Origin of the sequence: Agrobacterium sp. Azo12 (assembly GCF_029193765.2) — a bacterium.
GTDB lineage: Bacteria > Pseudomonadota > Alphaproteobacteria > Rhizobiales > Rhizobiaceae > Agrobacterium.
Genome location: NZ_JARFYO020000002.1, coordinates 359920 through 371084 on the forward strand (window position 1 = coordinate 359920; position 11165 = coordinate 371084).

At 55.4% G+C, this 11165-nt stretch carries 10 protein-coding genes; 6 read left to right on the forward strand and 4 right to left on the reverse strand.

Features of this window, described 5'->3' with window-relative positions:
• Nucleotides 1-25 precede the first annotated feature (25 nt).
• The 6 genes from PYL13_RS18225 to PYL13_RS18250 all read left to right on the forward strand — a co-directional run bounded on the left by PYL13_RS18225 (nt 26) and on the right by PYL13_RS18250 (nt 4941).
• The gene (locus tag PYL13_RS18225) at nt 26-301 is read left to right on the forward strand and encodes a hypothetical protein (RefSeq protein WP_275643150.1); all 276 of its coding nucleotides are present in this window, start codon (nt 26-28) and stop codon (nt 299-301) included.
• Nucleotides 282-1688, forward strand: a complete 1407-nt coding sequence (gene hxsB, locus PYL13_RS18230) for a His-Xaa-Ser system radical SAM maturase HxsB (RefSeq protein WP_275643151.1) — start codon at nt 282-284, stop codon at nt 1686-1688. The genes PYL13_RS18225 and hxsB overlap by 20 nt, the downstream gene beginning before the upstream one ends.
• A complete protein-coding gene (gene hxsC, locus PYL13_RS18235) occupies nt 1685-2773 on the forward strand; it encodes a His-Xaa-Ser system radical SAM maturase HxsC (RefSeq protein WP_275643152.1) in 1089 nt (362 codons plus the stop codon). Before hxsB ends, hxsC begins: the two co-directional genes overlap by 4 nt.
• Nucleotides 2770-3378, forward strand: coding sequence for a His-Xaa-Ser repeat protein HxsA (gene hxsA / locus PYL13_RS18240; protein WP_275643153.1), 609 nt, complete (start codon nt 2770-2772; stop codon nt 3376-3378). The genes hxsC and hxsA overlap by 4 nt, the downstream gene beginning before the upstream one ends.
• Nucleotides 3379-3519: 141 nt before the next feature.
• Entirely contained in the window at nt 3520-4263 is a 744-nt protein-coding gene (locus PYL13_RS18245; RefSeq protein ID WP_275643154.1) for a hypothetical protein, read from the forward strand.
• Nucleotides 4264-4437: 174 nt separating this feature from the next.
• The gene (locus PYL13_RS18250) at nt 4438-4941 is read left to right on the forward strand and encodes an SH3 domain-containing protein (RefSeq protein WP_275643155.1); all 504 of its coding nucleotides are present in this window, start codon (nt 4438-4440) and stop codon (nt 4939-4941) included.
• A 343-nt stretch (nt 4942-5284) separates the two neighbouring features.
• Here PYL13_RS18250 and PYL13_RS26985 read toward each other — a convergent pair whose 3' ends face one another.
• The 4 genes from PYL13_RS26985 to PYL13_RS18265 form a co-directional block, all read right to left on the reverse strand.
• Entirely contained in the window at nt 5285-5440 is a 156-nt protein-coding gene (locus PYL13_RS26985) for an HD domain-containing phosphohydrolase (protein WP_368077700.1), read from the reverse strand.
• A gap of 50 nt (nt 5441-5490) precedes the next feature.
• Nucleotides 5491-6759: an HlyD family type I secretion periplasmic adaptor subunit gene (locus PYL13_RS18255; protein WP_275643156.1), complete on the reverse strand. Its 1269-nt coding sequence runs from the start codon at nt 6757-6759 to the stop codon at nt 5491-5493.
• Nucleotides 6760-6832: 73 nt separating this feature from the next.
• The gene (locus PYL13_RS18260) at nt 6833-9352 is read right to left on the reverse strand and encodes a cadherin-like domain-containing protein (protein WP_275643157.1); all 2520 of its coding nucleotides are present in this window, start codon (nt 9350-9352) and stop codon (nt 6833-6835) included.
• A complete protein-coding gene (locus tag PYL13_RS18265; protein WP_250985639.1) occupies nt 9349-11112 on the reverse strand; it encodes a type I secretion system permease/ATPase in 1764 nt (587 codons plus the stop codon). Before PYL13_RS18265 ends, PYL13_RS18260 begins: the two co-directional genes overlap by 4 nt.
• Between the last annotated feature and the right edge of the window lie 53 nt (nt 11113-11165).

The following is an 11165-nucleotide window of genomic DNA, read 5'->3' on the forward strand; positions in this document are numbered from 1 at the left end:
CATCGTCCAGTCAGTCGGTATCCCTATGGAAAACAGCGCTCTTAGTTCAGAGTTTGTAATAGAAGAACAGTTTCAGCAATGGTTGCAGGACGCGTGTCTAAGGTTCCAATACCTCCACCCCCACATTGAAATTTCGACCGAAGGCAATGCCGTCCGTCTGACAGGAATCGGAGCTGACGAGCCGGGCCTCAAACGGGAGTTTCAGTTTTGTCTCTATCGGCAAAAAATCTTTGAGCAGACCCTGCCACTTCGAACAATGTTGATTGAAGGAGTGACCGGCGTTGCTCGTCGCACCTCTTAAATTCCGCACCGCAAATGACGGCATACTTTTCGCAGATGACGCCGGCGGCTATTTCAAGGCCGAGGAAGACTTCCTGCATCGCTATGTCTGCGATGAACTCAACGAGAGCGACTATGACTTCCTGAGCAACAACGGTCACGCATTCGACGATACTAACGACCTATCTTACCTCGGATTTGAGCACCGCTTTGCGAGCCGCCTCTATCTGCAGGCGGATCTGGACTACGTCATCCTGGTCCCAACACTGAGATGCAATCTGGCTTGCGGATACTGTCAGGTTTCTCGTGTCAATGAAGGCACCCCCGGGTTTGACTGGAGCGCGGAAACCCTATCGGCCGTCATAAAATTTCTGGACGGTCTCGAAACCCGTAACATCAAGGTTGAGTTTCAGGGAGGTGAACCCCTCCTGCGACTGGATGTCATCAGACAGGTCATCGCATTCTGTCGGCAAAAGTTTGAGCGCTGTGAATTTGTGATCTGCACAAATCTTCAGGACGTCAGTGATGACGCATGGGAGGTTTTGCGCGAACACGATGTTTTCACCAGTACATCGCTTGATGCGACACGGTCGATCCATCAGGCGCAGCGTACCGTCACCCCGCAAAAGACAGATGCATTCTTTAACAATCTTGATCGGGCTATCGAATGGCTTGGTCCTGACAAGGTATCAGCTTTACCGACCATTGATCCTCGCAAACCACCAACACCAAAGGGATTGATCGACTCTTTTGCGAATTACGGGTTCAGGTCGATCTATCTGCGACCGGTGAACTATCAGGGTTTTGCACGCAAGAAATTTGATGCTTGTGCCAATGCCAGTCTCTGGAACCAGTACCACGCGTCCTTCATCGATGAGATGGTGGAGTTCAACTGGAATTCGGATGAGCCGGTCGAGGAGTATTATTTTACGCACTGTCTCAGGCGTGTCCTGCGGTCAGGACACAATCACCATGCTGATCTGCGTAATCCCAACATTATTGGCCATAGCTATCTGGTGGTCGATTTTGACGGCAAACTTTATCCGACTGACGAAGCGCGCATGGTGACACGCGTTGGGCAGTTCGACCTGTCGATGGGCGATGTCTTTAAAGGATTGAAGCCTGATACGATCGATTCGCTAAACGGCGAGGCCCTCAATAACTTTCATCCCGACTGTGTGCACTGTCCCTATCAGGCGTTCTGCGGCGTCGATCTGGTCGATGACATCTCTCGCTATGGCCGGATAGACCTTCCAAAACATCTGACCGACTTTTGTCAGCGGCACACCTACATTTTCGATAAGATCTTTTCGATGATCTACTCTGACGATCCGAAGATACAAAAATCATTAGCAATCTGGTCGGGCTCCGTCCGCTTCGATCAATCTCTCGCGAAGTTTCACCGATGATTGATCTGCGCCTGAAAGTGGATTCCCTTCCGCTCGACGTTCCACTGATTATACGATTACGCGAACAAACCGACGTTGAGCTCGGACCGCATGACGCTGTCCTTTTGGACGCGGACGGAGATCGCCGCGAATACGACTACAACGGTTTTTCCATCGGCGTTTATACGCGATCTGGCGAAAGCATGGATAGCGACGTGCTGTTATTGTTGCCTGGTCAACCAAGCGCCCATCGCCTGATCCGCGCAAACTCCGAGCACAACACCTTCCTGGTCACCGAACAATGCGATCAGCTCTGTGTCATGTGTTCGCAACCACCCAAAAAGCATCACAACGACATGTTCGAGCATTTTGCGTTGGCGGCACTTCTCGCGCCGCCAAATGCAACGATCGGAATATCGGGCGGCGAACCGCTGCTACACAAGCACCGCCTATTCGAGATGCTGTCAGTGGTTATCGAAACACGGCCAGACATTCGGTTTCATATTCTGACGAATGCCCAGCATCTTGAGCCTGGTGACATCGAACGTGTGGCGTCTTTCGGCCGGGACCGTGTTCTCTGGGGTGTGCCACTCTACTCTGCGACCCCTACTGTCCATGATGAGATTGTTGGCAAGGTCGGAGCCTTTAAAACACTGGAGCAAGGACTATCAGTACTCCTCCGCGCTGGCGCTTCCGTCGAGCTTCGCACGGTGGTGCTTCGGCAGAACTTCAATGACCTGCCAGCATTGGCTGAGTTCATCTCAACACGATTAGGGTTCATTTCATTTTGGGCCGTGATGCAGCTTGAGCGGATCGGCTATGGCCGCATGAACTGGACTTTGTCATTCAAGGACACGTCCACAGAATTTGATCCTCTTGCCCGCGCAATCGACATCGTGTCTGCGCGCGGCATTCAGGCATGGCTCTACAATTTCCCGGCCTGCTCTGTTCCTTCGCCCTATCGTGCGCATGCCCCTTCAACGATTTCTGACTGGAAACGTAAGTATCTCGATTTTTGCGATAGTTGTGGTGCACGCGAAACTTGTGGTGGTTTTTTTCAGTGGTATGATCATGCCGAGGGGTTTACTGCATTGGGGCCATTATGAAATCGCGGTTATTCTTGATTCCGTCGTTCTTAGCGGCGGGGTTTTTACCTACGAAAACGACAGCCATGCCGATTGGCGAGCTCGTCGCCAAAAAAAGTCCAGTCCCAACCGTTCTTGAACGGCTAAAGCTCAACCACATCTTCACGCTGGCTGGTCACCGCTCGCATCGTTCGCATTCGAGCCATCGTTCGCATTCAAGTCACCGGTCGAGCAGTGGTGGTGGATATAGCTATGGCGGTTCATCAACCTACTCTGCGCCGGCTCCGCGTTACACGCCACCCGCGCGCTCACTCTACCCTTCCGCACCAAGCGTGCCCGTCGCGCCGGCTGTGCCTTCCGCACCTGCCCCGGTTTATAGTGCGCCTGCTACGACCTCTCCTGCCCCGTTGCGACCGCTTGCAGGCAACACCGACAAGTTCAAACGAATTGTGATGCAGGTACAGGCAGCACTGACGGCTTACGGCTATTATTCCGGCCTTATCGACGGACAGGTTGGGCCAGGCAGCAAGACCGCGTTGACGGCAATGCAAACTGACTACAACTTGAAAGTCACGGGAACCATCACACCGGAAGTGTTGAATGCTTTCGGCATTGTTGCCAATTGATCCATTATGGACGTTAGCGCGCTCCTCATCACGATCCGGGCAATCCCTGTCCCCTCCGCTCCACCAGAGCCGGAGACAGTTTTTACGGTTCCTGATCTGAAGATATCAGCAGCTGGAAACGCCGCCCGTTCTGAGAAAACAGTGACTCTCTGGGCTGGTGTAATTGCAGTGGCTATTGGCGCCTATCTCGCGCTCGATATCAACGGTTTCTGGGGTTCCGCGCTCATTATCGGGTCTTCAATTATGACGGCTTGCTCACTGAGCCTGAAACCACGATTTAGAACAGAGTATGAGCAGGCACATCGCACATGGCGCGATCAAAGAAGTGCGTGGCTTGAGCAGGCTGGACCTGATGCGTTCGAACGCAAAAAACAGCATTACCTGTCGCTTGCACACACCCATTCGGGTCTGCCAGCAAAAGAGCGACAGAAACTCAATGAACTCGAGCAGAAAAAGCGTCAGCTTCAGTTCATCAATCACATGAAAGCCCACCAGATTGATCGGGCTAAAATTGCGGGGGTTGGACCAGGTCGCAAGACGACGCTTGCTTCTCATGGTGTGAAAACCGCATTCGACGTCCAAAACAAATCGATGACTGGTATCTCTGGTTTTGGTCCGTCACTCGTTGGCGAGATGGATGTCTGGGCGAGGACCGTCGCAAAGGCCTTTGTTTTTGACCCTTCTATGCCGTCAGACCCAAAAATCATTCAGGCAATAAAAGCTGAAATCGAAAGGCAACGTGTCGAAATCGAACGTGACCTGGCAAAAGCGCCCGAAGAACTGCATCGACTTGCCGACGCAGCCAATGCCATCAGGAACGCGCCACTCGCACTGATGACGGAGGCATATCGTCGGGTCAAGCAAGTCGAATTGGATATGGGGTAACGAACGATGTCAGTCCCCTATCAAAACTCCTGCATCATTGTGGGCATGACTGTCGGTGCGATCGTTCTGGCTAACATGTCAGCGAAACCGAAAGTAACCCGTGAGACGTATGCCCCTTCCGCCTCCGGAACAAGCAGGCCGGGTTCAACATCGTCGAACTCGCAACCCGGAGGCTTGGCATCCGATAATGGGCAACTCAGTTCTACATCGTCCGCCGCCCGACAAGAACTGTCGGCTGAAAAACCGAACCCAGCATCAACCACCACACCGCAACGAGTTTACCGCAATATCGACGGCGACCTAAAAGCAGCTTTCGATATCGCTGTTCGCGAAGCCTCAACGCGAAGTCTGAATGTCGCCCCAACTGAAGATGACCCCGTCGACACCAGCTCCTCCCCCATCCAACCGTTGGTCACCAGACAAATCAAACCGTCGCCAAATGTCGCAGCAGTTCCGTCGGATGCATCCAACGAAAACGTGCCCGGTTCGAAACCCGCGAGAACGACAACCAACCTGAACATGCGCAGCGGACCTGGCCCGAAGTTTCCGCTGCTGCAAACACTGGCGACCGATCTGCTGGTTACGTCACTCGAAGAACAGGCAGGCTGGGCTCGTATTCGCGTCAATGAAACCGGTCAGGAAGGATGGGTCAATTCGACCTTCCTTCGCAGCGAATAGCCGAAATTGCAGTCCGACTAAGAGCTTACATGTTCGCACTCTGAAAGCAGCCATTGCAAACTATGCTCTTGAACCAATTCGAACCTCCGACCACCGGTTTTCAATCTGTAGACTGTTAACCGTGATCATTGAGGATCAGATCTCAACCCGCCGACGTTTCTCAAACAGCTATTATTTATTACAGGCAGCTTTGCGAGCACTAGGCACTTTGTTCCAAGGGGGAAGTCGTTTCCTCATAGGCTGCCTTGATTTTCTGAATCGTCGGAAACACTCGTTCAAAAGCGGAAACGCATGCCGGGTCGAAATGACTACCAGCACGTTCAATTATGTGATCCTTCGCCTTCTAGGTACTCGATGCTTCCTCGTCGGGTCTCTCGGTCGTCAATGCGTCAAAGTTGTCCGCTACTGCCACTATGCGCCCTCCAAGAGGTATTGCAATCACCGATAGTCGCCGGGGATAGCATAAGTTCTCAGTCCGTTCGCCCTTAGCGTACGATATTGCACTGCTCTTGTTCTGACTCCGAGTTCACCACCTTAGCTCGGACGGAATTATTCCTCGCGGAATGCCCGGTTGAATTGATCCGTGAGCGGTTTGGCCAGGAACGATATGGCAGTTCGCTCTTCCGTGGAAACGAAGACCTCGACCGGCATGCCGGGAAGAAGTCTGTTGACGCCAAGTTTGGCGATCTCGGTGGCGGGGACGGCAACGTCGGCGAGATAGAATATCTGGCCCGTCGCAGGATCGGTGCTGGTGGCAGCGGAGATGTAAGCGATATTGCCGTCAAGCTCCGGCGTCGCGCGCTGGTTGAAGGCGGAAAATCGCATCCTTGCTTCCTGACCGATGGAGACCTGGTCGATGTCGGTGGGAGACAGTCTGGCTTCTATCTTCAGTGCAGCGTCAGCAGGCACAAGCGTCACCAGTTTCTCCGCAGGCGTAATGACTCCGCCGATTGTGTGTACGAAAAGCTCGTTCACAGTTCCCGATAGTGGTGCCCGGATATCGGTTCGCGCCAGCCGATCCTCGACAGCTATGCGCCGCTCGCGCAATTCTGATAGTTTCGGTTCGACGACACTGAGCTCGCGCTGAGCCTCGGTGCGGGCGGCCTCATCGATGGCGATAATCTGAACCTGGATCTCGCTCATCCGTGCTCTCGACCGGGCGATATTAGCGTGAATCTCTCCGCTCTCGCCCGTCAGTTTCGCCAGTTCGCGGTCAATAATATATTTGCGCGAGGTATCGATGAGCTTCTTGTCCGCGAGGCCCTTAATCTTGTGATGCTCGGTTCGCACGAGGTCCAATTCGTCGTCCTTTGCATCATACTGTGCGATGAGGCCTTTCAGCTCTTCTTCGAGCTGAGATATGCCATACTGGAGCTGTTGTTTCTGGTTTTGCCTGTTGCGGCGGTTTCCATCAAAAAGGCGGCGCTCACCGGATGAGATGAGCGCAAACTCGGTGGAGAAATTGGGCTCAAAGGTGATTTCATCCTGATTTTCCCGCTCGGCAATCAGTCTCGCCTGACGTCCCGCCAGCTCGACGAGTTGCGTTTTGACGATCGAGAGTTCGGCGCGCGTCTGCGCATCATCAAGGCGCAGCATGATCTGCCCCTTGGTGACAATGTCACCTTCCTTGACGGCGATCTCGCTGACGATGCCGCCATCGCGATGCTGGATAGACTTCAGGTTGCGATCGACCTTGATGACGCCGGACGCAATGATTGCGCCGCGCAACTGTGTCGTCGCTGCCCATCCGCCGGCTCCTGCGAAGAGCAGGAAGCCAAGCGCAACGCCGGCAAGAACACGCGTTCCGACAGGAAACATGTTGTTCGTCTCGGACGATTGCCCAAACTTAGTGTCCGGTTGTTTTTGAAGCACGCCTTTTCTCCCCCAGCCATCAGGTATTCTCTACGATCACGAGGAGATGGTGCCCTGTCAGATTGATCGTCATTTCGTAATATTCATCCTTGTCCATATCAACTTCGATGAAGGTACGGCTCATCTCGTCCGTTCCCTCATGGCGAACGCGGATCGGCAATGGATCAGCATCGGCTTTGTCGCCGTAGACCTCCTCGAAGTGATCCTGCAGTCCGTCCATAACATCTTCGAAGATCTTGTATTTGGACACGTCGATGCGGTCCCCAACCATGAAATCCAGGATCTGATGGACCACGGCAGCGCTGCTCTCGCCGGCAGGGACGCTGAACTCGAACGTGTCCTCGCCCGCGCCGCCTTCGACGACAGCGGCCACCTGACCGGCACGGATGACGTCGTTACCGGCTCCGCCAAGGACCTTTTCAAAACCATCGATGGCATCATGCCCCACATCGAAGCCCGTGGCCGTGCCCGTGTTCAAGTCGATGAGTACGGCATGGGCGGCCTTCGAATAGTCAATCGTATCGACACCATCACCTCCCTGGAAATCATCATCCGACGCATCCGCCGCCGCGACGATGATGTCATCGCCATCGCCGGCCGAGAGGCATTCGGCGGCATCTCCGTCGCGCAGGATATCGTCACCGTCGCCGGTCTTGATGATTTCGAAATTGCTGATTGCGTCGGTTCCAATCTCCGGACCAGTTGCATTAGCAGCATTGAGATCCACGACAATGGACATGACAGCGGCGGAATAATCCAGCGTGTCTATGCCGCTTCCACCGTCATAGCTGTCAGCCACGCAATCGAGGTCTCCGGCAACGACGTCATTACCATCACCGGCATTCACAATATCCGTACCGTCACCGCCGCGAAGATAATCATCGCCGGCGTTGCCATGCATTTCCTCGGCCTCTGCACTGCCGGTCACCGAATCGTCGCTCGCACCGGCGCGAACGATTTCGAAATTCAAGATCTTATCGGTGCCGATCTCGATGCCGGAGGCGCTGGCAGCAGCCAGATTGATTTCTACCGCCTCGGCAAGCCCTGAATAGTCGAGGGTATCTGTCCCCGTTCCACCGTCATAGGCGTCGTCGAAGCGGTCGGCATCACCGGCAACCGTGTCGTTGCCATCGTCTCCCTTGACGACGTCCCGTTCGTCGCCGCCGCTCAGAAAGTCGTTACCCATACCGCCATTGAGGTTGTCGGCGCCTGTTTGTCCAAGAAGAATGTCGGCGCCGTCGCCGCCAAAGAGGCTGTCATCACCAGCTTCGCCTTCCAGAACGTCATTGCCGGCGTCGCCGTTCAGGGCGTCATCGCCGTCACCGCCATGGAGGATGTCGCTATCGCCGCCGCCGCTCAGCAGATCGTCGCCAGCTTCACCGAAGAGGCTGTCGCGGCCGTCTTCGCCGTAAAGGCGATCGTTGCCAGTGCCTCCAAAAATGTGGTCGTCGCCCAGGCCGCCGAGAACGATATCATTGCCGCTACCCGCAAAGACCGTGTCGTTGCCGTTGCCGGCGACGATGTTATCATTTCCATCGCCGCCATTGACGGTATCGCTGCCATCTCTCGCGTCGATATTGTCATTGCCGGACAGGCCGTCGATATCATCGCCGCAACTGGTGCCAACCAATAGGTCGTCGCCATTTGTGCCTACAACAGGCGCAGCCTTGACGACAGAGAAACTGGCAGTCTGGCCGACGGAGGCCATGCCATCGGAGATCTGATAATTGATGGTTACGGGGCCAAACCCCTCGGCTTGATATGTCCATCCGCCGGCCGTCTGTACAAGCTTGCCGGAAGAAACAGTAATATTCTTGACCGACATCACGTCGCCATCGGGATCCACCGAGCCGCGCAAGAGATCGGTAAGACCGATCAGGGCGATGGCGCAACCGGAAACGTCGGCGAGTGTGACCGAACTGCCGGCACGCGGTGCACGGTTAGGCGCCTTTTCCGGGACCGGCGCTGATGGAGGCTTGAAGTCACCTGGGTCAGGAGCCGAAGTTCGACTCGGGCCTGTCCAGGCATTGTCATCTGACATGTGGAAGCGGGCGGGCGATATTGGCTTTGAAACCGTCCAAGCATTATCGTTTGAGGCGTGGAAGGACACCGAAACTCCACCCGATGTTTTCAGGAATGCCAGACTGGGCAGGTTGAGCCTGTTGAATTCGATCGGCGGAGAATCCTCCAGAGGATGACTTATTGCGTTCTTGTAGTTGGAGAGGTGAATACCACTCTTCTTTGCGGGTTGCGCCTTCTCTCCCTCTTCGGCCTCTGTTTGCATTACGGTGCCGCTGGTGACGGGATCGATCGACGGCAGCTTTTCTGCAGGATCCGTGGGTGGCTTAGGTTCCGTCTCTTCTAGGGGCAAACCCTCTTGCTGGTGCGAAAGTGCACTCTTCAGATAGACTGCAAATCCCGTCAGAAAGAGTGTCATGAACATCGGCACTTTGGAGAGCTTGTCCTCATTCCTGAAGACATAGCGATCGTGCGGATCATCACTTTCCTTTGCGGTTTTTGTTCCCTTTACCTCGATCATTCCGACATCCTCGCTATGATACGCGAGCCGACCTGTGTTGCGGCCGCAGGTTTGCTGCTAGTGTCCGCTACCGATGGTCTGAGGATGTCGTCCTTGGGTCCGAACGCCACCATCTTTCCATTCTGGATAACGGCAACCATGTCAACGGCCGCAAGCGCACTCGGCCGGTGAGCGATGACGATCGCGATGCCGCCGCGGGCGCGAACCGCTTTGATCGTCTGGGTGAGCGCCATTTCGCCCTCGCCATCTAGGTTCGAATTGGGCTCATCCATGACGACGATGAAGGGATTGCGATAGAGCGCTCTCGCAAGACCGATGCGCTGCCGTTGTCCGGCCGAAAGCGAAATGCCTTGAGGCCCGAGCGCCGTACGGTAACCATCGGGCATACGTACGACCAGTTCATGAATGCCCGTCGTCTGGGCGGCTTCGACGATCGCGCGGGGATCGACCTGAGGCTCGAGGCGCGAGATGTTTTCTTCGATCGTCGCATCCAGGAGCGCCACATCCTGTGGCAGATATCCGACATGCTGCCCGAGATCCGCATCACACCATTGCGTAAGTTCGGCATCATCAAGCCTGACACTGCCGCGCAGGGTCGGCCAGACGCCGGTCAAGGCGCGTGCGAGCGTCGTCTTGCCGCCGCCGCTTGGGCCGATGATACCGAGCGCCTGTCCTGCGGCGATCTCGAAACTGACTTCGCTCAAAAGAACCCGTCCGGATCCGGGAGCAGCAACAGTTATCTTTTCAACCTTCAGCGAGTAAGCGGGTGCCGGCAATGTCATTGGCGGAGCGGTGCCGGACAATGCAATCACAGTCTCCTTCAGTCTGTTGAAGGCCGTGCGCGCTGCGACGAAGCCCTTCCAGTTTCCAATGGCGAGATCGACAGGCGCAAGGGCACGTGCCGAGGCAACCGATGCTGCAATGATTGCGCCTGCCGAAAGCTCTCCCTGGATCGTCAACCAAGCGCCAAGGCCGAGCACGGCCGATTGCAGGATCATGCGAAGCACACGGGATATCGCTCCGAACGTACCGCTGATGTCGTTCGTACGTGTCTGCAGCTCAAGATGGTCTTGATTGGCGCGATTGAAACGATCGACCGCGCGCCCTGCAAAACCCATTGCCTTCAGGATGTCGGCGTTGCGAGCATTGGAATCGGCAATCGCGTTGCGTTCTATCCCCGACTTGTGGGTGGCACTCGCGAGGCGGCGGGTCATGAGCTCTGTGACGATCGTCAGTATCGACAGGATGAAAGCTCCGGCGAAGGTGAGAGCGCCCAGATAGGGGTGCAGAATATAGACAAAGACCAGGTAGAGAGGCACCCAGGGCAGGTCGAACAGGGCGACCGGCCCCTGGCTCCCGAGAAAGGATCGCACCGTATCGACATCGCGTCCGCGCTCGAGAGCCTCGGCTGTCGAAAATCCGAAGCGAGGCATGTCGATTGCGACCTGATGCGCCATGGGCGCGATCCGGCTGTCGAGCCTCGCCCCCATGCGCACCAGAATTTGCGATCGGATGATGTCAAAAAATCCCTGGAAGAGGTAGAGGCCGATCGCCAGTGCCGATAAGCCAAGCAGGGTCGGAACGCTGCCGCTGGTCAGCGCGCGATCATAGATCTGCAGCATGTAGAAGGAACCGGTCAGCGCGAGAACGTTGATCACACCCGACGTGATGAAGAGGAATACGAAAATTCCTCTCAGTCCGTGGGTGAGTTTCTCGATCTGTCTGCGCTTCGTGCCGGTCAACGGAGTTTTAGGACGCATGTCATTCACCACTTCTTGCTGATATTGGACTATGCGGCGTGCCGGAGAGGCCG